The sequence below is a fragment of the Streptomyces sp. HNM0574 genome (assembly GCF_012726235.1).
Taxonomy (GTDB): Bacteria; Actinomycetota; Actinomycetes; order Streptomycetales; family Streptomycetaceae; genus Streptomyces.
The window spans coordinates 115309-138659 of the sequence record NZ_JAASAH010000005.1; the positions used below are offsets into that span (position 1 = coordinate 115309).

The 23351-nt window shown below is 72.4% G+C and carries 22 protein-coding genes and 1 tRNA gene; 10 read left to right on the top strand and 13 right to left on the bottom strand.

The genetic code is table 11. The annotated features are described in order from the left end of the window. Positions 1-48 precede the first annotated feature (48 nt). The 3 genes from HCC30_RS11555 (at position 49) to HCC30_RS11565 (ending at position 1480) form a co-directional block, all read left to right on the top strand. Positions 49-122: transfer RNA gene (locus HCC30_RS11555), tRNA-Thr, on the top strand. A gap of 335 nt (positions 123-457) precedes the next feature. Further along, a complete protein-coding gene (locus tag HCC30_RS11560) occupies positions 458-835 on the top strand; it encodes a hypothetical protein (protein WP_169442364.1) in 378 nt (125 codons plus the stop codon). Positions 836-1189: 354 nt separating this feature from the next. Continuing rightward, the gene (locus tag HCC30_RS11565; RefSeq protein WP_169442365.1) at positions 1190-1480 is read left to right on the top strand and encodes a hypothetical protein; all 291 of its coding nucleotides are present in this window, start codon (positions 1190-1192) and stop codon (positions 1478-1480) included. On the opposite strand, the gene HCC30_RS11570 is transcribed toward HCC30_RS11565, so the two are convergent. Continuing rightward, entirely contained in the window at positions 1437-1877 is a 441-nt protein-coding gene (locus tag HCC30_RS11570; RefSeq protein ID WP_169442366.1) for a phage capsid protein, read from the bottom strand. The two genes, HCC30_RS11565 and HCC30_RS11570, sit on opposite strands and share 44 nt — an antisense overlap. A 6-nt stretch (positions 1878-1883) precedes the next feature. Between HCC30_RS11570 and HCC30_RS11575 the strand changes: the two genes are divergently transcribed. The 4 genes from HCC30_RS11575 to HCC30_RS11590 all read left to right on the top strand — a co-directional run bounded on the left by HCC30_RS11575 (position 1884) and on the right by HCC30_RS11590 (position 5868). Then, positions 1884-2111 (top strand): hypothetical protein, encoded by a 228-nt coding sequence (locus tag HCC30_RS11575; protein ID WP_169442367.1) that lies wholly within the window; start codon positions 1884-1886, stop codon positions 2109-2111. A gap of 362 nt (positions 2112-2473) precedes the next feature. Next, complete coding sequence (locus HCC30_RS11580) at positions 2474-2674, top strand: hypothetical protein (RefSeq protein ID WP_169442368.1); 201 nt, start codon at positions 2474-2476, stop codon at positions 2672-2674. A 357-nt stretch (positions 2675-3031) separates the two neighbouring features. Beyond that, positions 3032-3688: a DUF4232 domain-containing protein gene (locus HCC30_RS11585; RefSeq protein ID WP_169442369.1), complete on the top strand. Its 657-nt coding sequence runs from the start codon at positions 3032-3034 to the stop codon at positions 3686-3688. A gap of 218 nt (positions 3689-3906) precedes the next feature. Beyond that, a complete protein-coding gene (locus HCC30_RS11590; RefSeq protein ID WP_346776588.1) occupies positions 3907-5868 on the top strand; it encodes a beta-N-acetylglucosaminidase domain-containing protein in 1962 nt (653 codons plus the stop codon). 223 nt (positions 5869-6091) lie between these two features. On the opposite strand, the gene HCC30_RS11595 is transcribed toward HCC30_RS11590, so the two are convergent. Both HCC30_RS11595 and HCC30_RS11600 read right to left on the bottom strand, forming a co-directional pair. Next, complete coding sequence (locus HCC30_RS11595) at positions 6092-6523, bottom strand: carboxymuconolactone decarboxylase family protein (RefSeq protein ID WP_169442370.1); 432 nt, start codon at positions 6521-6523, stop codon at positions 6092-6094. 73 nt (positions 6524-6596) lie between these two features. After that, a complete protein-coding gene (locus HCC30_RS11600) occupies positions 6597-7256 on the bottom strand; it encodes a class I SAM-dependent methyltransferase (RefSeq protein WP_169442371.1) in 660 nt (219 codons plus the stop codon). Between the two features lie 97 nt (positions 7257-7353). On the opposite strand from HCC30_RS11600, the gene HCC30_RS11605 reads away from it, so the two are divergent. Continuing rightward, a complete protein-coding gene (locus HCC30_RS11605) occupies positions 7354-7959 on the top strand; it encodes an XRE family transcriptional regulator (protein ID WP_169442372.1) in 606 nt (201 codons plus the stop codon). A gap of 12 nt (positions 7960-7971) precedes the next feature. Here HCC30_RS11605 and HCC30_RS11610 read toward each other — a convergent pair whose 3' ends face one another. The 3 genes from HCC30_RS11610 to HCC30_RS11620 are packed head-to-tail and all read right to left on the bottom strand — an operon-like array spanning position 7972 to position 11133. Further along, positions 7972-8778 carry an SDR family oxidoreductase gene (locus HCC30_RS11610; protein WP_169442373.1) on the bottom strand — a complete coding sequence of 269 codons (807 nt, stop codon included), beginning with the start codon at positions 8776-8778 and terminating at the stop codon, positions 7972-7974. Further along, the gene (locus tag HCC30_RS11615; protein WP_169442374.1) at positions 8775-10442 is read right to left on the bottom strand and encodes an FAD-binding dehydrogenase; all 1668 of its coding nucleotides are present in this window, start codon (positions 10440-10442) and stop codon (positions 8775-8777) included. The genes HCC30_RS11610 and HCC30_RS11615 overlap by 4 nt, the downstream gene beginning before the upstream one ends. Positions 10443-10494: 52 nt before the next feature. Then, positions 10495-11133, bottom strand: a complete 639-nt coding sequence (locus HCC30_RS11620) for a TetR family transcriptional regulator (protein WP_169442375.1) — start codon at positions 11131-11133, stop codon at positions 10495-10497. Positions 11134-11348: 215 nt separating this feature from the next. Here HCC30_RS11620 and HCC30_RS11625 point away from each other — a divergent pair, with 215 nt between their 5' ends. Continuing rightward, on the top strand, positions 11349-12800 hold the full coding sequence (locus HCC30_RS11625; protein ID WP_169442376.1) for an amidohydrolase family protein: 1452 nt from the start codon (positions 11349-11351) through the stop codon (positions 12798-12800). Between the two features lie 118 nt (positions 12801-12918). Here HCC30_RS11625 and HCC30_RS11630 read toward each other — a convergent pair whose 3' ends face one another. Together HCC30_RS11630 and HCC30_RS11635 are read right to left on the bottom strand one after the other, a co-directional pair. Continuing rightward, on the bottom strand, positions 12919-14064 hold the full coding sequence (locus tag HCC30_RS11630) for a PDR/VanB family oxidoreductase (RefSeq protein WP_169442377.1): 1146 nt from the start codon (positions 14062-14064) through the stop codon (positions 12919-12921). A 48-nt stretch (positions 14065-14112) separates the two neighbouring features. Next, a complete protein-coding gene (locus HCC30_RS11635; protein WP_169442378.1) occupies positions 14113-14991 on the bottom strand; it encodes a metal-dependent hydrolase in 879 nt (292 codons plus the stop codon). A gap of 299 nt (positions 14992-15290) precedes the next feature. On the opposite strand from HCC30_RS11635, the gene HCC30_RS11640 reads away from it, so the two are divergent. Beyond that, positions 15291-16106: a VTT domain-containing protein gene (locus tag HCC30_RS11640; RefSeq protein ID WP_169442379.1), complete on the top strand. Its 816-nt coding sequence runs from the start codon at positions 15291-15293 to the stop codon at positions 16104-16106. 354 nt (positions 16107-16460) lie between these two features. Here the strand turns inward: HCC30_RS11640 and HCC30_RS11645 are convergent, their stop codons facing one another. The 5 genes from HCC30_RS11645 to HCC30_RS11665 all read right to left on the bottom strand — a co-directional run bounded on the left by HCC30_RS11645 (position 16461) and on the right by HCC30_RS11665 (position 23155). Further along, complete coding sequence (locus tag HCC30_RS11645; RefSeq protein WP_206323739.1) at positions 16461-17651, bottom strand: cation:proton antiporter; 1191 nt, start codon at positions 17649-17651, stop codon at positions 16461-16463. Positions 17652-18086: 435 nt separating this feature from the next. Continuing rightward, a complete protein-coding gene (locus tag HCC30_RS11650) occupies positions 18087-19571 on the bottom strand; it encodes a tripartite tricarboxylate transporter permease (protein ID WP_169442381.1) in 1485 nt (494 codons plus the stop codon). A 2-nt stretch (positions 19572-19573) separates the two neighbouring features. Continuing rightward, positions 19574-20173, bottom strand: a complete 600-nt coding sequence (locus HCC30_RS11655; protein WP_346776589.1) for a tripartite tricarboxylate transporter TctB family protein — start codon at positions 20171-20173, stop codon at positions 19574-19576. Next, positions 20170-21153, bottom strand: coding sequence for a tripartite tricarboxylate transporter substrate binding protein (locus tag HCC30_RS11660; protein WP_169442382.1), 984 nt, complete (start codon positions 21151-21153; stop codon positions 20170-20172). The genes HCC30_RS11655 and HCC30_RS11660 overlap by 4 nt, the downstream gene beginning before the upstream one ends. Before the next feature lie 256 nt (positions 21154-21409). Next, positions 21410-23155, bottom strand: a complete 1746-nt coding sequence (locus HCC30_RS11665; RefSeq protein WP_169442383.1) for a BCCT family transporter — start codon at positions 23153-23155, stop codon at positions 21410-21412. Positions 23156-23351: the final 196 nt, after the last annotated feature.

Consider the following 23351-nt stretch of genomic DNA (forward strand, 5'->3'; position numbering starts at 1 on the left):
GTGTAAACTTGTCGTCGCTGCGGTCGCCAGTCCGACCACACGCAGCATGCCGCCTTAGCTCAGTTGGCCAGAGCGACGCACTCGTAATGCGTAGGTCGGGGGTTCGACTCCCCCAGGCGGCTCGGTTGAAGCCCAGGTCAGTTAGCTGCTGACCTGGGCTTTTTCTCTTGCGCGGACCTTGCGGGGCCGGAACTCGATGATCTTCGCACCCTCGTGTGTGGCCGTCGTGCTCGACGGCCGACTCTTCGGTGTCCGCGACGAGCTTGTCAGTGGCCGACTTGGCGATCTGGTCGAGGGCGGCCTGCTCCTTCTCTGTCGGCTTGGGCCGACGGGCGGTGCTGCGCGGAACCATGGCCGCGGTTGCCTCGGCGGCTACCTTCGGCTGACCGACTGATACGTGTCTCGCGTGATCCGCGTATCGCTGTGTCCGAGGGGCTTCTGTTCAGGTGTCCAGGCCATGACGGGCGAGGGCTTTCTCTCCCGTGCGCAGCCACTCCTCGACGAGGTGCGGTTCCCACACCAACGCCTTTGGCCGCTTGGTGGGGGACAGTTCGACGTACTTGGGCTCGTGAGCGGCCAACGGCGGCCGGCCCGATCGGTGAACCCGGAGCGCGGTGACCACCTGCACAGGCTCAGCCGCGAGACGGTCGACCGACTGCGCGTTCGGGGTGATCTCGTCGACGAGTCGCTGCTCGCGATCCGGCAGCGCGCCGAGCTCGACGGCGACGGCACGGTGGCCGCGGTTGTACGCCTCGTGGCCACATCGAAAACCTCCAACTCGACGGCGCGGCCGAGCTCGTTGACAACACGCTGCGACGCACGCCGAAGCGGCTGAATCTTGGCGAGCCTGCGCTGCCCCCGCCCTGGGTCTCGTGGTCGGCCGCGAGCTGCCGCGCCACGATGCCGAGCAGGCGTTCCTCGGCGTCCGCGTACAAGTCCCGCACGCTGGCCGACAGATCCTCGACAAGCTCGGGGGAGGCAGACATGGCACCCCCGGCAAGTTGTGAACTACATCATGGTTGCCCGTGTGGCGTACCGGCGAGACCGCAGCTGCAACTCCCTGAGCTGCTGCGTTGTGTGACGTGGTGTCGCAACATTAGACAGTTCACACGAGCCATTTGACTCTTAAGACTCTACAGGTCTATTATTGAAGGTAATTCGAGTGTGCCTAATGTGGCAAACTCCTTGCATGTCATCACTGCTTCCGGCGGCGCCGATCGGCGCCGCCGTGACCCTCGTGTTCTTCGCTGCTCTGTTCGGAGCTGGCCGCCCATGGACTGTGGAACTGCGGCTGAACCTCCCGGCCACCCGATGCACCGCCGCCCTGATCGCGGCCGGCGCCGTGGCGCTGATCGCTCACGACGGCCTGCAAGGGCCGACCGAGGTACGCACGGTGGCCTGGCTGGCGGCCATCGCCATGTGCTGCGAGGCTGCGGTCAAGATCGCCCAAACCCGTGCCCAAGGTGGCGGGATGTCATGACGAACGCCACGGGCCGCGGCTGCCCCCGGGGGCTAGCCGTAGCCCACGTCGGCGGCTCCCCGCTGGGCCGAGACGGCTGTAGCGGATCGGCGGGTACTCCGGTGTCGAAGTCCTCGCGGATGCGGCGGACTTCGGCCTGTACCTGGTCGTCGTCCCGGTCGGGGCGCAGGATGCGCACGCGGGTGTCGATGCTCGCGGCCTCGTCCTGCGTGAGCAGGCTCAGGGTTTGCGCGGCGGGCTGCGGGTACTCGCTGACGGAGTCGCCGAACTCGACGGTCGGCCGCTCCCCGATGGTTGTGCGGGAGAAGCCGAGCGCGCGGCCGAGTCGCGGCATGACGTGCAGCATGTCGGCGACTGACGGCGCCCAGTACCGTGCCTTCACGTCCCGCGTGATCATCGACCGTTGCTCGCCGTCACGGTCGGCGCGTCACCAAGCCCGAAGGTCTGCGCGGAGTACCCGGCGGACTGTGTCGACTGCCGCACGATCACCTCGGCGCTGCTGCTGTGCTCCTGCACGCGGATGCCGCACTGCGCCAACGTGATACCGCTGTTGGCCGCCTCGGTGGGCGGGATGCTGAGCCGCCGCGACATGCTGCTGACGTGTAACGCGCGGGAGGGCCGGGACATGTGACGGACCCGGCGGATTCCTGGTTCGTCGAGTACTCGCCGCCGAGGACGGCGAGCGCGGTGCTCGTGTGCCTGCCGCACGCGGGCTCGGGCGCCAACCAGTTTCCGGCCCTGGCAGCAGTTGCTGGGCCCGGACGTGGCCGTGCTCGCCGTCCAGCTGCCCGGCCGCGAGAACCGCTGGCGGCGGGAGCCCGCCACCCGCGTCGCCGAGGTCATCGAGCCGCTGGCCCCCGCGCTGTCGGCCCGGCTGACCCTCCCGTACCTGCGAGCCCGGCCCACGGGCTCGGCACCGGCCACGGCCGGTGGCCGGAACGCCTCGTCGCTTCCGTCTGCCGAAAGCCCCACCGGCAGGGAGGGGAGGGCGAGTTGGCGCAGCTGGACGACGCGGCACTCGTCGGCCGGCTGGTCGAGTACGGCGTGGTGTCCGACTTCGTCCGGCGGGGCGAGTGGCTCGTGCGGAGGGTGGCCCGGCCGATGCGCGGCGACATCGCCCTGTGCGTCGGCTGCCGTCCCGGCCGCCTGCGTTCCGCTGCCCTGCCCCGGGGATGCCTGGAGCGGGCAGGGTGATGCCGGGGTGGCGGGCGCTCATATCCGGGAGTGGGGCGGCTGCTCGACGGTGCCCGCCATCTGTGCGACCTGGCCCATCCGGCGGCGGTCGCCGCCGTACTGCGCCGCCCCGGCGCAATGCCCACCGGGTCACGGGTGTGTCCCAGCGGGGGTCGGTGCGTGGCGCCGCGTGGGGCGGTGGGTGGAACCGTGGTCCCGGCCCGGGAACGTGGGGTCGGGGCGGTCCGGGGGTGTGGCTGTGGAGTTCTTCGTGTGTAACAGGCATGTATGAGGGGGGAGTTGAGCGGAACGTTCCACCGGGCGGTCCGGGTCTTGGTGATCAGTAATCCAGACGGACCGAATGCGAAGGACCAAGTGATGCGCGTTCAGAAGATCACCCTTGCCGCCGTGGCTCTCGCCGCCGGGCTCTCCCTCACCGCCTGCCAGGGCAACGAGGACACCTCAGCGGCGGGGGCGAGCGACTCGGCCGCGCCCTCGGAGTCCTCCTCCGGCTCCGGCGGCTCGGGCGAGGGTTCGACCGGTGGTGGCGGCGGTGCCGAGGAGGGCGGCACGTCCGGCGGGGGCGAGGCGGCCGACCCGGCGGCCGGTGAGGGCAGCGGCAACGGGCAGATCAACACCGGCGACTGCAAGACGGAGAACCTCGACATCCGCGCCTCGCACGGCATGGGCGAGGGCGACGTCCTGGTCAGCCTCAAGAACACCGGCGACGCCTGCTCGCTCCAGGGCTTCCCCGGCGTGGTGCTGAAGGCCGACGGGGGCAAGGGCGGCATCAACGCGGAGCGCAGCGACCTCGACGCCCCGTCCGTGGTCGTCAAGTCCGGCGAGGAGACCCGCTTCACGCTGCACACCCCGCGCAACGACACCGGCGGCTCGGGCCTGGACATCACGAGAATGCTCGTCACCCCGCCGAACGAGACCGCCTCCAAGACCGTCCCGGTCTCGATCAACCTGCCCGTCTCGGACAAGCCCGTCGGCGGCGTCACGGTCGACCCGGTCGGTACCGGGAAGCAGTAGTCCCCAAGTCCCGGCGAATTGCACTTCCGGGGCCAGGGGTTGGACTTGCCCCGGCCTGCCGGGTGTGGGTGGTTGACCGGGGAGGGGCGCGGGCCGAAGGTGACGGGGACTGTCCGCTGTCGTGTCCCCGTGGCGCCGGCCCGGTTCCGTGGGCGGCCTCCGCCACGGCCCGTCCCGCCCCGGGAGGCCGCGTGTCCGCTCTCGCCAGAAGCTGTGCGGTGCTTGCCGCACTCGCCCTTGCCGCCGCCGTCGTACCGCCCGCCGGCGCCTCGCCCGGCGCGGACCCCTCGCCCGCGCGGGCCGGTTCGGGCGAACTGCCCGTCGTCTCGCCGACCCCGCGGGCCATGGAGCGGGTCGGTCCTGACGTACGGCTCGGCGACGGCGTCGAGCTCGTCGTCGGTGAGGGGACGGACCCGGCGGCGCGGAAGCTGCTGACCGAGGTGCTGCGTGGGCACGGGGTGCGGCAGCCGGACGTCCGGGAGCGGGCGTCCGGTGCGGCGGACGTGACGGTGCTGCTCGGCGAGGCCACCCGCGCGGACATCGCGCGGGCCCTGGACGGGACCAGGGTCCCGGACCACGCCGAGGCGTACGGGCTGCGCGTCACCGCCGGGCGCGCGGCGTCCGGGGGCACGGTGGCGCTGGGCGGGAAGGACGCGGCCGGGCAGTACTACGCGGTGCAGACCTTCCGGCAGCTGCTCTCGGGCGGCACGAACACCGGGGCGGAGAAGGGGAGTTCGGCCCGGATCGCCGGGGTGTCCGTCAGCGACCGTCCCGCCATGCCGCTGCGCGGCACCATCGAGGGCTTCTACGGGCCGCAGTGGTCGCCGGAGGAACGCCTGGACCACATGGACTTCCTCGGCGACACCAAGTCCAACACCTATGTGTACGCGCCCAAGGACGACCCGTACCACCGCGAGAAGTGGCGCGAGCCCTACCCGGACGAGCAGCTGGCCGAGCTGGGGAAGCTCGTCGAGCGGGCGCGGGAGCGGCACGTCCGCTTCACCTTCGCCGTCTCGCCCGGCAACTCGATCTGCTACTCCGACCCGGCGGACGTCGCGGCGCTCCGGGCCAAGCTCCAAGCGCTGTACGACCTGGGCGTGCGCTCCTTCTCCGTCCCGCTCGACGACATCAGCTACACGAAGTGGAACTGCCCGGGCGACGAGAAGGAGTTCGGCGCCCCCGGCCGCGCCCCCGCCGCGCGGGCCCAACTGGGCCTGCTGAACGCCGTGCAGCGGGACTTCGTCGCCACGCACGAGGGCGTCGAGCCGCTCCAGACGGTGCCCACCGAGTACGGGGACCTGGAGGAGACGGCGTACAAGAAGACCCTGCGCGAGGGGCTGGACCGGGACGTCGAGGTGATGTGGACGGGCACCGCCGTCGTCCCGCCGCGGATCACCGCGGAGGAGGCGGCTCGGGCCTCGGAGCTCTTCGGCCGCAAGGTCTTCGTCTGGGACAACTACCCCGTCAACGACTTCGCGCGGACCAAGGGCCGGCTGCTCCTCGCCCCGTACGACAAGCGTGACCCGGGCCTGTCCGAGCACGTCACCGGGCTGGTCTCCAACCCGATGAGCCAGGCGGGCGCGAGCAAGGCGGCCGTGTTCACCATGGCCGACTTCGCCTGGAACGACCGCGGTTACGACCGCCGCCGCTCCGGCGAACAGGCGGCCCGCTACCTCGCCGGCGGCGACCCGCGCACCACCCGCGCGCTGCTCACCTTCGTCGACCTGAACCACCTGGCACCCACCTTCGGCGAGACGCCGTGGCAGCCGCAGTCCCCCGTGCTGGGCAGTCGGCTCGACGCCTTCCAGGACCGGTACGGAAGCGATCCGGAGGGCGCCGTACGGGAGTTGAGGCCCGTGGCGGACGGGATCGCGGAGGCTCCCGGAATCCTGCGCGAGGGCGTGTCCGACCGCTGGTTCCTCGCCGACGCGGCCAAGTGGCTGGACGCGACCGAGCTGTGGGGCGCGGCGCTGCGGCACGGGCTGCGGGCGCTGACCGCCGTCCAGGACGGTGACGCGTCGCGTGCGGAGCGGGAGCGGGCGGCGATGGACGAGGCGGTGTCGGCGGCGTCGGCGATCACCGTCGATCCGGAGGAGAACAGTCAGGTCGGGCCGGTGAAGCTGGGTGATCCGTTCCTGTCGCGGTTCGTGGACCGGGTGCGGTCGGAGCAGGGCGGGTAGGGCTTCTCGGGCCCGCCCCGCCGTCGTGGCCCGGGTCTTGCGCAGTTCCCCGCGCCCCTTGTCGCGGGCTCGCCCCGCTTGGGAGAACTGCGCCGTAGGCGTAGGGCTGGCAAGCGCAGCGCCCCGGCCCCGGCGCGGGGTGCTCCATGCCGTCGCCGGGCCACCCCGCCGACGTTCGCGCAGTTCCCCGCGCCCCCAAGAGGGCGCAGTTCCCCGCGCCCCCTTACCGGGGCTTGAGCTCCAGTGGGACCGCGAGGCGGTTGAGGGTGTTGATCAGGGCCGCCTGGGCGACGAGGTGGCCCCGTTCCGCCTCGTCGGGGAACTGGGCGCAGACCTGCTGCCAGGTCTCCTCGGACACGCGCACCCCGCGCGTGACCGCCTCGGTGTAGGCGAGCGCCGCCCGCTCCCGCGGCGCGAACAGCTCGGACTCCTCCCACACCGGCAGCTGGTCCAGCCGCTCCTGCCGCTCACCGAGCCGCCGCGCCTCGCGGGTGTGCAGGTCCACGCAGAAGACGCAGCCGTTCAGCTGCGAGGCCCGGATCTTGACCAGCTCGCGGACCGCCGCCGCCAGCGGCCCGGTGTCCACGGCCCCCTGGGCCTGCAGGATCGCCTTGTACGGTTCCGGCGCCGCGCTGTCCATCGCCAGACGTGCCATCGGTAACTCCTCGGTTCGTTCCGTCGTCACCAGGGAGACGGACCGGCCCGCGCGGATGTGACACGCACCCGCGTCACACCGGCAGGCGCCGCAGTTCGACGGTGTTGTCGACGCGGGTGCCCGGGGTGCCGTCCGGACGCTGCTGGACGCGCTCGTGCTCCTCGCTGAGCAGCACCTCCCACTCGCCCTCGGGCAGCCGCAGGTCGGCGACGACCTCGTCCGGGGTGGGGAAGCGGGTCGCTGCTTTTCCCTCGTGGGCGGCATGGCTGTGCTCCCAGGAGGGGAAGCCCGCGTGGCCCTCGATCAGCAGGACGCCGCCGGGCGCGACCGCGGCCGCCGCCCGGCGCAGGATCGCCTCGCGGGGCGTCCCGGCCTGCGAGTAGAGGAACTGCGCGGAGACCAGGTCCCAGCTGCCCTCGGGGAAGCCGGCGCCGAGGTCGTGCCGCTGCCAGTCGACGCGTCCGGCCACTCCGGCCGCCGCCGCGTGCTCGGCGGCGCGGCCGAGGGCGACGGCGGAGACGTCGACGGCCGTCACCGTCCAGCCCTCCCGGGCCAGCCAGATGGCGTCGGCGCCCTCGCCGCAGCCCAGGTCGAGCGCCCGTCCCGGGGCCAGCTTCGCGGCCTCGCGGACCAGGACGGTGTTCGCCTCGCCGCTCCACACCTGGCCGCGCTCGCCGTACCGCGCGTCCCAGAACTCCTGGTCGGTGACGGTCTCCGCGGTTTCCTCGCTCATCGGATCTCCCTGTCGGGCCGGGGCTGCTGAGGTCTCCGATGCTCCCGCTGCCGCGAACCCTTGACAAAGATTCTTGCCGGGGCGGCAAATGGAGGGCATGGCCGACGACGAACTCCTGGACGTCCTGACCGCCGTGGGCCCGCGCCTGCGGGCCCTCCGAGAGCGGCGGAGCGTCACGCTCGCTCAGCTCAGCGAGCGCACCGGCATCTCGCTGAGCACCCTCTCGCGGCTCGAATCGGGCGGCCGCAAGCCCACTCTGGAGCTGCTGCTGCCGCTGGCGAAGGCGTACGGGGTGCAGCTGGACGAGCTCGTCGGCGCGCCCGCGACCGGCGACCCCCGCGTCCACCCGCGGCCCTTCACCCGGCACGGCTCCACGTTCATCCCGCTGACCAGGGACTTCGGCGGGCTCTCCGCGTACAAGCAGATCATGCCCGCGCCGCAGGAGGGCACCGTTCCCGAGGAGCTGCCGCGGCCCGAGCAGCGGACGCACGAGGGCTACGAGTGGCTGTACGTGCTGTCGGGGCGGCTGCGGCTGGCGCTGGGCGAGCACGACCTGGTGCTGACGGCGGGGGAGGCGGCCGAGTTCGACACCCGTACCCCGCACGGCTTCGGGAACGCGGGCACCCAACCCGTGGAGTTCCTCAGCCTGTTCGGGCCGCAGGGCGAGCGCGTCCACGTCCGCGCCCGCCCCAAGTCCGGCTGAGCGCCCGCGCGTTCAGCGCAGGTCGTGCCGGCGGGCCGTGGCGCGTTCGACCGCCGTGCGGGGCAGCAGGCGACGCAGGGCGAAGGAGACGGGCGCGTTGCTGCCCACCGCGTACAGCGGGCGCGGCCGCCGGGCCGCGACCGCCCGGACGACGGTGTCCGCGACCCGCGAGGCGGGCACGCCGCCCCGCTCGTTCCGGTCCAGCGCCCGGATCATCGTCCGGTACTCGGCGGCGAACGGGGAGCCGTCCGCGAGGTAGTGCGTACGGCGCTCCCCGATGCCGGTGCTGACGGCGCCCGGCTCGACGGTGGTGATGCCCACCCCGTACCCGGCCTCCTCGCGGCGGGCCGCGCTCGCGAAGCCCTTGAGCGCGGCCTTCGAGGCGACGTAGGAGGAGCGGTAGGCGAGCGGGAAGCTGGCCAGCATCGAGCCGACCATCACCACCCGCCCGTACCCGCGCCCGCGCATCCCGGGCAGCAGGAGCTGGGTGAGCCGGACCGCGCCGAAGACGTTGACCTGGAAGAGGCGTTCGACCGCCGGCATCGGCAGCTCCTCCAGCGGTCCGCTCTGGCTCTCGCCCGCGTTGTTGACGAGCACGTCCACCGCCCCGGCGGCGCTGGCGCACTCGGTGAGCGAACCGGCGTCGGCGAGGTCCAGCGGCAGGTAGTGGACGCCGGGCACGGGCGTCTCGATCCGCTCGGGGGCGCGGCTCGTCCCGTACACCGACCAGCCCTCGCCGACGAGGCGTTCGGCGACGGCGGCGCCGATGCCGGAGGAGGCGCCGGTGACGAGGGCCGTCCCGCGCTTCCCGGCGCTCACGCGAGGCTCCGGGCGAGGGCGCGGCCCGCCGCGCGGCCGGAGAAGACGCAGCCGCCGAGGAAGGTGCCCTCCAGCGCGTTGTAGCCGTGCACGCCGCCTCCGCCGAAGCCGGCCACCTCGCCCGCCGCGTACAGCCCGTCGAAGGGTTCGCCGTCGGGCCGGACGACCTGCGAGTCCAGCGTCGTCTCCAGGCCGCCGAGGGTCTTGCGGGTGAGCAGGTGCAGCCGGACCGCGATCAGCGGCCCGTGCGCCGGGTCGAGGAAGCGGTGCGGGCGGACGACGCGGGTGTACTTGTCCGAGCGGTACGCGCGCGCGTTGAGCACCGACATCTGCTGGAGGTCCTTGGAGTACGGGTTGGCCGCCTCCCGGTCGTGCGCGTGCACCTCGCGGGCGACGCGGTCGTACGCGAGGCGGGGCCCGCCCTCGGGCACCAGCGCGTTCATGCCCTCGACCAGCTGCTCCAGGGTCGGCCGGACGACGAAGTCCTCGCCGTGGTCGAGGAACGCCTGCACCGGTCCGGGGGCGCCCTTCTTCACGCGGGACAGCGCGAGCTTCAGGTCCTTGCCGGTGATGTCCGGGTTCTGCTCGGAGCCGGAGAGCGCGAACTCCTTCTCCACGATCGACCGGGTGAGCACGAACCAGGTGTGCTCGTGCCCCGTGCCGACGATGTGCCGCAGCGTGCCGAGGGTGTCGTGCCCGGGGAACAGCGGCGCGGGGAGCCGGTTGCCCGTCGCGTCCAGCCACAGCGAGGAGGGGCCGGGGATGATCCGGATGCCGTGCCCCGGCCAGACCGGGTCCCAGTTCCGCACGCCCTCGGTGTAGTGCCACATCCGGTCCCGGTTGACGACGGAGGCGCCCGCGCGCTCGCTCACCCCCAGCATCCGCCCGTCCACGTACGCCGGGACGCCGGTGACCATCGAGGCGGGCGGCGGGCCGAGCCGCTTCGCCGGCCAGTTCTCGCGCACCAGGCCGTGGTTGCCGCCGATGCCGCCCGAGGTGACGAGCACGGCCTGCCCGCGCAGCTCGAAGTCGCCCTGGACCTCCCGGTTCGAGGCGACCCCGCGCGCCTCGCGGGAGGGCGCGAGGCGGCTGCCGCGCACACCGACCGCCGCGCCGTTCTCGACGATCAGCTCGTCCACCCGGTGCCGGTACGCGAACCGGACGAGCCCGCGCCCGGCCGCCGCCAGCACCGGTTCGCGGAAGATCCGCACCACCTCGGGGCCGGTGCCCCAGGTGAGGTGGAAGCGGGGGACGGAGTTGCCGTGCCCGGTGGCCGTGCCGGCGCCGCGCTCGGCCCAGCCGACGGTCGGGGTCAGCCGCAGGCCCAGCTCGTGCAGGTACCCGCGCTTCTCCCCGGCGGCGAACTGCACGTACGCCTCGGCCCACTTGCGCGGCCAGTGGTCCTCGCGCTCGCGGTCGAACCCGGCGGAGGACATCCAGTCCTCCAGCGCGAGCTCGTAGGAGTCCTTCACGCCCATGCGGCGCTGCTCCGGGCTGTCCACGAGGAACAGGCCGCCGAGGGACCAGTGGGCCTGCCCGCCCAGGTTGGCCTCGTTCTCCTGGTCCACGACCAGGACGCGGCGCCCGGCGCGGGTCAGTTCGTACGTCGCGACGAGCCCGGCGAGCCCGGCTCCCACGACGATGACATCGGCGTCCTCACTCACTGCGGCTCCTTGGCTGGGGCTTCGGGCTCGGGGGCTGGGCTTCCGGGCGGCGTCAGTCCGGCGCCGGGAGGTCCGGGTCCGGGACGCTGTAGCTGTACAGGACGGTGCGGAAGAGTTCCTCGCGGCGGCGCCGTACGGCCGCGTCTTCGGGTTCGAGCAGGACCTGCACGGTGGTGCCGTCGTGCACGGCGACCAGCGCGTGCCCGAGCGCGGCCTCGTCGGGGACGCGGCGTCCGGCGCGGGCGAGCGCGGCCACGACGTGGGGCACGAGCGCGTCCAGGACGGCGTGTTCGCGGGCCGCCGTCACGCGGCGGAGCGCGGGGTTGCGCAGGGCGTGCGCGGTGAACTCGGCGGTGACGCGGTACCAGGCGTCGTCGACGGGGACGGCCGCGAGCGCGGAGCGGAGCGCCTCCTCGGGGGTGGCGGCCGCCGTCTCCTCGGCGAGGGTGCGGCGCAGGTCCTCCCGCATCGCGGTGGAGCGCTGCTCCCACATGGCGAGGAACAGCTCGTCCAGGGAGGAGAAGTTGGAGTAGAAGGCGCCGCGCGTGTAGCCCGCGCGCTCGCAGACCCGCTCGACGGTGGAGCGACCGAAGCCCTCCTCGGCGAAGGTCTCCAGTGCGGCGTCCAGCAGCCGCTGCCGGGTCAGCGCCCGCCGCGCGGACACCCGCCGGGGCACCGGTTCCGCACCCATGTGCCCTCACCCCTCTCGATACAGGAACGTATCCAGTGCACGGGTGTATCGACAAGGGGTCGTACGCGCGCCAACACCTGGCGCGCGTACGGCAGTTCGGTAGGCTCCGGCTGCCCGCTTCACGGAATCCTCTGTCCGTGCAGTGGAATGACGAAGCGTCAGATGGGCCGGAAGTGATCTGTGGTGCGCATGTGGCGGCGCGCTATAACGCCGGGATGACTCAACCGAAGGCTCATTCGAAGCCCCCGTCCCCGTCCCCGTCCAAGTCCCTGCCCAAGCCGAACAGACGCAGCGTGCTCGCCGGACTCGGCGCCGCCTCGCTCGGCGTCGCCACCCCGGCCGCAGCCCGGCCCGCCACCCCGTCAGGGCCGTCCCGCCCGGACGGCGCACGCGACACCCTGCTCCGGGGCGCCGACCTGGTGCTCACCATGGACCCCGCGCTCGGCGAGGGGCCGCTCGGCTCGGTGCGCGAGGCCGACGTCCTGCTGCGCGACGGCGAGATCTCCGCCGTCGGCACGGGGCTCACCGCACCGCGCGGCGCCCGGGTCGTCGACGTCACCGGACAGCTGGTGCTGCCCGGATTCGTCGACCTGCACAACCACTTCTGGCAGTCGAGCATCCGCGGCGGCTGCGCCGACGAGGACGTGGTCGGCTGGCTCGCGGGCTGCAACCGGCCCACCCTCCCCAAGATCACCGCCGAGGACATGTACCACTTCGTGCGGATCTCGGCGCTCGACGCCCTCCAGGCCGGCGTCACCACCGTCGTCGACTGGGTGCACGCCATCCCCTTCGACACCAGCGAGCGCTACGTCCGCGCACTGGACGACAGCGGCCTCCGCTTCGTCTACGCCATGAAGCAGGAGGAGAAGGACGCCGATCTGATCCCCCGGGTGCGCAAGGAACTCCTCGACCCGCTCCCGCTGGCCTCGGCCCAGGTCGCCGCGCACGCGGGCACCGACCTGGCCGGCGAACTGCGCACCCTCCAGGGCGTCGCCGACGACCTCGGGCTGATGCTCAACCCGCACGTGCTGGAACACCGCACCGACCGCGGGAGCGAGCCGATCCGCGCCCTGCGCGAGGCCGGCTCCCTCGGCCCCCGGCTGCTGATGAACCACGCGATCCACCTGAACGACCGCGAACTGGCCGAGATCGCCGAGCACGACGTCCGCGTCGCGCACTGCCCGCTGAGCAACATGCGGCTCGCGTCCGGCGTCATGCGCCTGCCGGAGATGCGCCGCCTCGGTGTCAAGGCGGGTCTCGGCCACGACGGCGGGACCAACGACACCTCCGACATGTTCGCCGTCATGAAGGCGGCCGTCGGCCTCCAGCGGGCCGTCCACCAGGACGCGAAGATCTACCCCGGCATCGAACAGGTGCTGCGGATGGCGACCTTGGGCGGCGCCGAGTGCATCGGCATGGCGGACCGCGTCGGCTCCCTCACCCCCGGCAAGCGCGCCGACGTCCTGGTGATCGACCCCGCCACGCTCAACTTCGCGCCCCGCAACGACTGGACGGGCCAGCTGGTGCTCAACGGCCAGCCGGGGAACGTCCGTCACGTCTTCGTCGACGGCCGCCCGCGCAAGGCCGGCGGCGAACTGCTCGACGTCGACACCGAGGAGGTCGTGCGCCGGGCCGAGGCCGCCGCCCGCCGCCTGCACGCGGCCTGACCGAGCCGCCCCCGCACGCGGCCCGCGCACGTCCCGCCAGGACGCCCGCAGGACCGCGTCCCACCCGGTACGTGCCTCCGTCCAGGCGCGTACCCGCGGCCCGCCGCAACCGGGCCGCTCACAGGTCCAGTTCGAGCCGCGTGCCCTCCGGAGCACGGGAGACGCAGACGCGCATCCGCCCGTCGGCCCGCTCCGCCTCGCCGGCCCGGCTCTCCCGGTGCTCGACCTCGCCGGAGCACACCCGCACCGTGCACACCCCGCAGAAGCCCTGGCGGCACGAGTACGCCGTGGCCGGATCGCGGCGCAGCAGCACGTCCAGCGCCGACTCGTCCGCACCGACCGGCAGCACCTCGCCGCTCCGCCGCAGCTCCAGCTCGAACGGCCGCCCGCCTTGGACCGGGGCCGCCGCGAACCGCTCGAAGTGCAGCGCCGTCGCGGCCGATGCGCCGAAGGCGGCCGTCACGGACGCCAGCATCGGCTCGGGCCCGCAGCAGTAGACGGCCGTCCCCTCGGAGACGCCGGCCAGCAGCCGCGCGCCGTCGGGCACCCCGTACTCGTCGTCCGGGCGGATCTCCACCCGGCCGCTGCCCGCGTCGAGCTTCTCCAGCTCGGCGGCGAAGGGCATGGTCGCGCGGCTGCGCCCGGTGTGCACCAGCCGCCAGTCCAGCCCCAGCCGCGCCGCGGCCCGGGCCATCGGCAGCAGCGGCGTGATGCCGATGCCGCCCGCGAGGAGCAGGACGGAGCGGTCCTCGGCGAAGGGGAAGGCGTTGCGCGGCCCGCGCACCGTGACCTTCGCACCGGCCGTCAGCCGCTCGTGCACCTCGACGGAGCCCCCGCCGCCGCCCTCGATCCGGCGTACCGCGATCCGGTACGCGTACCGGTCCTCGGGGCGGCCGCACAGCGAGTACTGCCGCTTCCGCCCGGAGGGCAGCGTGAGGTCCAGGTGCGCTCCGGGGCCCCAGGGCGGCAGCGGGGCGCCGTCGGCGGAGACCAGCCGCAGCGAGAGGACGTCCTCGGCGGTGAACTCGCGGTCGGCGACGACGAGTTCGCGCGGGCCGCCGGTCTCCCGCTGCCCGCGCCGGCCGTACCGGTCCCCGCGGTTGGCGACCGGGATGTACAGGCCGACGACCGCGTCCAGGAACCGCATGAACCGGTCGCTGCGCCCCCGCCCGTACAGGTCGGGCGGCGGCGTGGTCTGCACCGGCCCCAGCGGCGCGGGCACGGCCGGGGGCGGACCGTCGTGGGGGAGGGGAGAGCTGCTCATCGGGCTCCTCGTCGGCCTGTGCTGCGGGCGTCGTCCGGGCGGGTGCGGTCAGTGGGCGGCGACGAGGGCGGCCGGTGAGGAGCCGAGGTAGGCGACGGCCTGCCGCGTCGAGCCCTCCTGCGAGGGGTGGTACGCGGGCTTGAGGTACCGCGAACCGGAGTGCAGGAAGTTCCCGAGGCGCGGCAGCAGCCCGCGCCCGGCGGCCTGCGCGTAGCCGCGCCAGGTGGGCCGGGCCGCCGCGACGAGCTGCGGATCGGCCGTCATCAGGAAGCGGACGCCCCGGATCCAGAGGTGCACCAGGACGGGACCGCCGATGGCCATGGTGCGCACCCGGCGCAGATAGCCCGGGTCGAGGTGCTGGAGCAGGTCGAAGGCGACGCTGCGGTGCTCGACCTCCTCCGCGCCGTGCCAGCGCAGCAGGTCGAGCATGGTCGGATCGGCCCCGGCGCGGTCCAGCCCCTCGGCGTTGAGCACCCAGTCGCCGAGGAAGGCGGTGAAGTGCTCGATGGCCGCGATGATCGCCACCCGCTCGATCAGGTCCTCGCGCTGCCGCGTCCCGGTGCGCCCGGGGCGGGGGCCGAGGACGCGGTGGAAGAGGAACTCGACCTGCCGCACGTACGGCGCCGGGTCGAGCCCGTGCGCCTCCATGTGGTCCAGCACGCCCTGGTGCGCCTCGGCGTGGATCGCCTCCTGGCCGGTGAACCCGAGGACGCGCTCGCGCAGTTCCTCGTCGGTGATCAGCGGCAGCACCTCCTGGAACGTCCGGACGAACCACCGCTCGCCCTCCGGCAGCAGCAGGTGCAGCACGTTGATCACGTGCGTGGCCATCGGCTCGTCCGGTATCCAGTGCATCGGCAGCCGGGCCCAGTCGAACCGCACGTCCCGCGGCTGCAGGACCAGGTCGTCGCGCTCTTCCGTGCTGCTCATGGCGGTGCTCCTCCGGCACGAAGCGAGGGCCCGGCGGGCGCCGGGGCAGCGGCGGGTCCGAGGGCGCGGAGCGCCGTTACCGCTGGTTACCCAACAGTAAGAGTTGTTGACACGCTGTCAATACGCTGCGCACGCCGGATCTCGACGGCTCGTGACGCGTGTGCCCCCGACGCCTCGGTGCGCGGCCGTCGCGGTGCGGGCGCCGGGCCGGAGACGCGGGGAGAGTGCCCCGGCGTTGGTAGCGTGTCCTACTCCGCCGCCGCCGCACTTTTCGCGTGCCTTGATGAGGAGCCTGCCCCGTGAACCTCGCGCTGGGACCCAGCTGGCTGGACCCGGAGTTTCTGATCCAGACCTTCGGGCCGATCGGAATCCTGGCGATCGTCTTCGCCGAATCCGGGCTCCTGATCGGATTCTTCCTGCCCGGTGACTCGCTGCTGTTCACGACCGGCCTGCTGGTGGCCACCGACCAGTACCTGCACCTGCCGCTGTGGCTGATGTGCACCCTGATCGTCATCGCCGCCGTGCTCGGCGACCAGGTCGGCTACCTCTTCGGACGGAAGGTCGGCCCCGCGCTCTTCAAGCGGCCCGACTCGCGGCTGTTCAAGCAGGAGAACGTCGAGAAGGCGCACGAGTTCTTCGAGAAGCACGGCCCCAAGTCCCTGGTCCTGGCCCGCTTCGTGCCCGTCGTCCGCACCTTCACGCCGATCATCGCGGGCGTCAGCGGCATGCGGTACCGCTCCTTCGTCATCTTCAACATCATCGGCGGCGTGCTCTGGGGCGCGGGCGTGACGCTGCTCGGCGCCGGGCTCGGGCAGATCGACTTCGTGCGCGAGAACATCGAGGCGATCCTCGTCGGGATCGTGCTGCTGTCCGTGGTGCCGATCGTGATCGAGTTCCTGCGGGCGCGGCGCAAGGGGGCCTCCGAGGCGGCGTCCGTCGCGGCGCCGGAGCCCGCCGCGTACGGTGCCGAGCCGGCGGACAGCACGCAGCCGCTGCCGGTCGCGCCGCCGATGCCCCCGGCCTCCGGCGGGCCCGGGCACCCCGGCCCCGGGCCGATGCCGCCGGCCAACCCGCCGCGCGGCCGCTCGGGCCGCGGGCGCCACGCCCGGCCCTGACGCGGTGCGCCCCGTCAGGGGCGCGGGGAACTGCGCTTGCCACGGCGTACGGGGCGGGCCGGTGACGGCGGTTGAGCACCCCGCGCCGGGGCGGGCCCGCGATAAGGGGCGCGGGGAACTGCGCGAACGGCCACGGCGGCGGGGTGGCCCGGTGACGGCATGGAGCACCCCGCGCCGTGGTGGGCGCGCTGCGCTTGCCAGCCCTGCGCCTCTGGCGCAGACCTCCCAAGCGGGGTGAGCCCGCGATCAGGGGCGCGGGGAACTGCGCGCAAAGCCCCGACGCCCCCGCACCCGGCGACGCACCGACCGGGGCAGCCCCGCATCCCGCGAAGCCAAGCGCACCCCGCGAAGGGCTCAGCGTGGGCTCTCCGCCAGTTCCGGTTCCGGTGCGGCCTGTTCGGACGCCCCCTTGCCGCCGGGCAGGACCCGGGCGAGCCAGGCGGACTGGCCCGCGATGAGGGGCGCGATGACGGCCAGGATCAGCACGTACCCGGCGATGAACGGCGAGAGCCGGTCGTCGAGTCCGGCGGCCGCCGCCATCGTGGCGAGGATGAGCGCGAACTCGCCCCGCGCCAGCAGCGTCGTCGAGATGTTCGCCGTCGGCTGCGCGCCGAAGCCGTAGATCTTCGCGGCCGCGAGACCGGCGAGGACGTTCATGACGACGGTGACCAGGACGGCGACGAGGACGGGCCAGAAGACCATCGGCAGGTCGCCCGGGTCGATGGAGAGCCCGAAGCCGAAGAAGAAGATCGCGGCGAAGGCGTCCCGCAGCGGGTGCACCAGCTCCCTGATCCGCTCGCCGGAGGCGGTGTTGCCGAGCATCAGGCCGACCATGAAGGCACCGATCGCGTCCGCGACGCCGAACTCCTCGGCGATGCCCGCGACCAGTACGGCGGCCCCGAGGAACGAGATGACCAGCAGCTCGTTGTCCTTCGTCGCGAAGGCTTTGCCGATGATCCGGGTGCCGTAGCGCGCGGCGATGGCCAGCGCCAGCAGGAAGGCGAACGCCTTGCCGATCTGCCCGGCGGCCGCGGCCAGGTCGTCCGCGCCGGAGAGGACCGGCTGGAGGGCCGCGAGGTAGAGCGCGAGGAAGATGTCCTCGACGACGATGATGCCCAGGATGGGCTTCGTCTCCGGGTTGCCGAGACGCCCGAGGTCGACGAGGACCTTGGTGACGATCGCCGAGGACGAGATGCCCAGTACGCCCGCGAGGACGAGGGCCTCCGAGGTGCCCCAGCCGAGCGCGAAGCCGAAGACGAGACCGGCGCCCACGTTCAGCGCGAGGTACGCGCCGCCCGCGAGGGCCATCTTTTTGCCCCCGGTCTTCAGGTCGTCCATGTGGAATTCGAGGCCGAGATAGAACAGCAGCAGGACGAGCCCGAGCGCGGAGAGCATCTCCAGCTCGTGCGGGTCCTTGAGCAGGACGAACCCGGGGGTGTTCGGCCCCAGGAGTATCCCGGCGAGGATGAACAGCGGAATCGTCGGCAGGCCGATGCGGCCGCCGAGGCGGGCGAGGACCGCGGCGGCGACGAACGCACCGCCCATGGCTATCAGCGTCTCTGCGTGACCCATCGTCGTCACACCCCGCCGTTGCTGTGGCGGAGCGTCGGGGCGGTCAGGGACCGGTACGGGCCGGGTCTGGCGGGCGTCGACAAGCGGATGGCTCCTCCTGGGCGTCCGGACGGCTCGTTCAAGGGCGCGTCAAGGAAACGTCAATACTTAGCTTAACAAACGACCTCCGGCGGCCCGCTGCGAGGTGCCCTGTTGTCCGTTGTTGCCCTGATATGCACCCGTGGTGCGTGCGTCCGAGGTCGTCGGCAATCCCAAGAAAGGGTAATGGAGGCGTTAAGGCCCCCGTCAAGAACACCGTTAAGTGAGCATGTGAAGCGCATACGGAAAGGCCCCGCCCGGTCCGCCCGGGCGGGGCCTCCTCGTCCTTCCGTTCCGGTCAACTGCCCTCTGTGGACGGGCCGTTGGGCGTCACCGCCGTCGTCCGGCGAGGCGGCGGAGCCAGGGCCAGGCCAGGAGCAGGGCGATCACCGTGTAGACCGTGACCGCGAAGGGGGTGTTGACCAGGCCCGTCACGCTCCCGTCGCTGATCTGGAGCGCGCGGCGCAGCTGCTGCTCGGCCGAGGGGCCGAGGATCACGCCGATGACGGCGGGCAGCACCGGCAGGCCGAAGCGCCGCATCATCAGCCCGATGAGGCCGATGGCGAGCAGCACCAGCAGATCCGTCGCCTCACCGCCCACCGCGTACGCGCCGACCGCGGCGAAGAACAGGATGCCCGCGTACAGGTACGGGCGCGGGATGCGCAGCAGCTTCGCCCAGACCGGGGCCAGCGGCAGGTTCAGCACCAGCAGCAGCACCATGCCGACGAACAGCGAGGCGATCAGGCCCCACACCAGTTCCGGTTCGCGTTCGAAGAGCAGCGGTCCCGGCTGGATGCCGTACTGCTGGAACGCGGCGAGCATCACCGCGGCCACGGCCGTCGTGGGCAGCCCGAGCGTCAGCATCGACACCAGGGTTCCGGCCGCCGAGGCCGAGGCCGCCGACTCCGGGCCCGCGACGCCCTCGATGGCGCCCTTGCCGAACTGCTTCCGGTTCTTCGACAGCCGCTTCTCGGTCACGTACGAGAGGAACGTCGGGATCTCCGCGCCGCCCGCCGGGATCGCGCCGAACGGGAAGCCGATCAGCGGGCCGCGCAGCCACGGCTTCCAGGTGCGCCGCAGATCGTCCCTGCCCAGCCAGGGCTGCCCGACGGGAATGACCTCGTCCGCGTTCCGGTTCAGGTGCGCCGCGACCCACAGCGCCTCGCCGATCGCGAACAGTCCGACGGCGACGATGACGACGTCGATGCCGTCCGAGAGCTGGAGGCTGCCGAAGGTCAGCCGCTGCTGGCCGGTCATCTGGTCGAGCCCGACGAGCCCGAGCGTCAGGCCGATGAGCAGCGAGGCGAAGCCGCGTACCCGGGAGGAACCGAGCACGGAGGTGACGGCGATGAACGCGAGCACCATGATCGCGAAGTAGTCGGGCGCACCGATGTCGACGGCGAGCGAGGCGACCGTCGGGGCCAGCGCGACCAGCAGCAGCGTGCCGATCATGCCGCCCGCGAAGTGCCCGATCGCGGCGGCCGCGAGGGCCTGCGAGCCGCGTCCGGCGCGGGCCATCGGGTTGCCCTCGATGGCGGCGATCACGGCCGCGCTCTCGCCCGGGGTGTTGAGCAGGATCGAGGTGGTCGAGCCGCCGAACATGCCGCCGTAGTAGATCCCGGCGAACATGATGAACGCGCCGGTCGGGTCCAGCCCGTAGGTCACCGGGAGCAGCAGCGCGACGGCCATCGCCGGGCCGATGCCGGGCAGTACGCCGATGGCGGTGCCCAGCAGCACGCCGACGGCGGCCCACAGCAGGTTGAGCGGCGTCAGCGCGGTGCCGAAGCCGTCGAGGAGCGAGGCGAGGGACTCCACGCTCAGATCACCCCCATCAGCGGGCCGCCGGGCAGCGGGACGCCCAGCAGCGTGTTGAACGTCCCGTACGTCACGAGCGAGAGCGCGGCGGCGATCAGCGGGTCGCGGCCGAGGTTGCGGCTGCCGAGCGCGTACGCCGAGCCCCAGAAGAGCAGGGCGCCGGAGAGCGGGAAGCCGAGCGGTTCGATCAGTGCGGCGAAGGCGAGGAAGATCCCCGCGAGCAGCGCCACGGTCCGCCAGTCCGCCGGCGCCGCGGTTCCGCTTCCGTCCTCGTCCGGGGTTCCGCCTGAGTCCTCGGCCGCCGCCCGGCCGCCGCGCACGCCCTCCCGTCGCCCGGCCACCGGCGCTTCGCGCAGCACCTCCACCGCCAGCACCACGGCCACCACCAGCAGCGCGCAGCCGACGACGAGGGGCACGGTGCGCGGGCCGACGGGGCCGCGCTGGCCCGAGAGGACGTCCATGGTGAGCGCGTCCGTGAGGACGAGCACGCCGACCGTCAACAGCAGGGCGCAGACGCCGAGTTCGGACTTCCCCCGGAACCGCTCGCGCGGCGGTCCCGCGTCCCCGGCGCCGCCGTTCGCTCCGCTTCCGCGCGCGCTCACTGGCCCAGCTCCTTCAGTACGGTCTCGACGCGCCGGTCCTGCTCGGTCAGGAAGCGGCCGTAGGCGTCGCCGGGCAGATAGGCGTCGTCCCAGCCGTTCCGCTTCAGCGACTTCCGCCATTCCGGGGAGGCGCGCAGCTCGTCCACGAAGCGGAGCAGCTTGGCGCGTTCGTTCTCGGCGAGGCCGGGTGGCGCGAGCAGCCCGCGCCAGTTGGTGAACACCACGTCGACGCCCGCCTCCTGGAGGGTCGGCGCGTCGAACCCGTCGATCCGCTCGCGCCCCGTGACGGCCAGCAGGCGCAGTTCGCCGGACTCGATCTGGTCGCGGTACTCGCTGATCCCGGAGACGCCGAAGGCCAGCTTGCCGCCGAGCACGGAGGCGAGCAGCTCGCCCCCGCCGTCGAACGGCACGTAGTTGACGCGCTTCGGTGTGAGCCCCGCCTTGTCGGCCATCTGCATGGTCGCGAGGTGGTCCGGGCCGCCGGGCGAGGAGCCGCCGCCGACGGCCAGCGAGCGGGGCTTCTTCCGCCAGTCGGCCAGGAGTTGGCCGATCGTCCGGTACTTCGAGTCCTTGGCGACGACGACGATGTTCGGCTCCTCCACGAGCCGGGCCAGCGGCGTGGTGTCGGCGAGCGTCGAGGGGGAGTGGTTGGTGTGCACGGCGCCGACCACGCCCAGGCCCATCGACATGGCCAGCTTGCCGTTGCCGCGGTCGTTCACCAGCCGGGTCAGGCCGACGGTGCCGCCGGCGCCGGGGAGGTTGAACACCTCGATGTTGTGGTTCAGCCCGGCGTCCTCGGCGTCCTTCGCCGCGGTGCGCGCGGTGATGTCGTACCCGCCGCCCGGGGTGTTGGGGACCATGAACTGGAGCCCGGGGATGTTCGTGCCGGTTTCCGCGCCGCTGCCCGTGGTGATCAGCGGGGGGCCGATCAGCAGGAGCAGCGCGGCGCCGAGCGGGGAGAGGAACGCGCGCAGGCGCACCGTGACACCGCCTTTCTCCGTGGCCCGGCGCGCGGAACCGTCCGGATCTCGCCCGGAACCGGCCGGATCCCGCCGGGGGTTGTGGGATGCGCCACATGCTGCACACCGGGACCGGCGCTGTCGCCCCCTCGGGCACGAAGAAACTTAAGAACCTTGTGGTCCTTGTGTTCACGGGAGGCATCCCGCGCCCCCCGGACACAGCACGGCGCCCCGCCACGGATGTCCGTGACGGGGCGCCGGGTGCGCTTGCGCCGGGTCAGTCCTGGTCGGACTCGGACTTCGGCTTCACCAGTACCTCGTCGATGATCTCGGCCTCCTCCTCGGCGAGCGCGCGCGCCTCGGGGTCGGTGTCCGCCGCCTCGTCGGGGACGGGGCCGATCTGGATCTCGAAGTCGCCGCCGTACTGCTCGTGTCCGGCGAGGACCGCGGTCTCGATGGCGGACTCGCCGCGCTCGCCGACCACGATCAGCGGGTCGCGGCGCAAGTCCTTCGTGAGCGCGATGCACAAGCCGACCATGACGACACAGAACGGCACCGCCACAAGGATCGTGAGGTTCTTCAAGCCTTCCAGGGCGGAGTCCCCACCACCCCCGATCATCAGCATGATCGCGGCGACGCCACCGGTCAGCACGCCCCAGATGATGACGACCATCCGGCTCGGCTCCAGGGTGCCCTTCTGCGAGAGCGTGCCCATGACGATGGACGCGGCGTCCGCGCCGGAGACGAAGAAGATGCCGACCAGGATCATCACCAGCAGCGTGGTGACGCCCGCGATCGGGTACTCGCGCAGGACCGCGAAGAGCTGGCCCTCCTCGGTCGCCTCCTTGGCGATGCCCGCGCCGTGCCGCTCCAGGTCGATCGCGGTGCCGCCGAAGATGGCGAACCAGATCAGGCTGACGACGCTCGGCACGAGGATCACGCCGCCGACGAACTGGCGGATGGTGCGGCCGCGGCTGATGCGCGCGATGAACATGCCGACGAAGGGCGTCCAGGAGATCCACCAGGCCCAGTAGAAGACCGTGTACCCGGAGAGCCACTCGGCGACGCCCTCGCCGCCGGAGGCGTCGGTGCGCCCGGTCAGCAGCGGCAGGTCACCGACGAAAGACGCGATGGACGTCGGCATCAGGTTCAGCATCAGGATCGTCGGGCCGACGATGAAGATGAACAGGACCAGCAGACCGGCCAGCACCATGTTGATGTTGGACAGCCACTGGATGCCCTTCTCGACGCCGGAGACGGCCGAGGCGACGAAGGCCAGTGTCAGCACCGCGATGATCACCACGAGGATGCCGGTGCTGAGGCCGCTCGCCCAGCCGACCTCCTTGACGCCGCTGCCGATCTGGAGGGCGCCGAGGCCCAGCGAGGCGGCGGAGCCGAAGAGGGTCGCGAAGATCGCCAGGATGTCGATGACCCGGCCGAGCCAGCCGTTGGAGAGGCGCTCGCCGATCAGCGGCGTGAACACGGCGCTGATCGTCTGGCGGCGGCCGCGGCGGAAGCAGCTGTAGGCGATGGCGAGGCCGACGACGGCGTAGATCGCCCACGGGTGCAGCGTCCAGTGGAAGAGCGTCGTGGACATCGCCGTCTGCATCGCCTCGGCGCTGTTCGCCGGGTGCGTGCCGGGCGGGTGCGAGGTGAAGTGCGTGAGCGGCTCACTCACGCCGTAGAACATCAGGCCGATTCCCATGCCCGCGCTGAACATCATCGCGATCCAGGAAACGGTCCGGAATTCCGGTTTCTCCCCTTCCTTGCCCAGAGTGATCTTGCCGTACCGGCTGAAGGCCAGCCAGAGGGCGAAGACGACGAATCCGGACGCGGCCAGCACGAAGGCCCAGCCGCCGTTCTTCATGACCCCGGAGAGCATCGCCGAGGACGCGCTCTCCAGCGAGTCCGTGGCAAGCGCTCCCCAGAGGACGAATGCGAGGGTCGCCGCCGCCGCGACACCGAAGACGACTCGGTCGGTCTGCGGCTTGAGCGTGGTCGCGAGACTTCTGGAGCTGTCCATCGACCCCCCTTCGCTTGCGCTCCGTTCCACCCGTTTATCCGGCACGCGTTGAACCTTTCACTCTTGGACAGGGATGTGACACGGGAAGGCAGCTACCCGACTCCCTTCGCGCCATGTGCTGTTCGACGGTCAACAGTACGCAAAGAAAACACCCCCGCAGGTTTAAGCGCGATTACCTCCCGTAATGCCCGAAAAG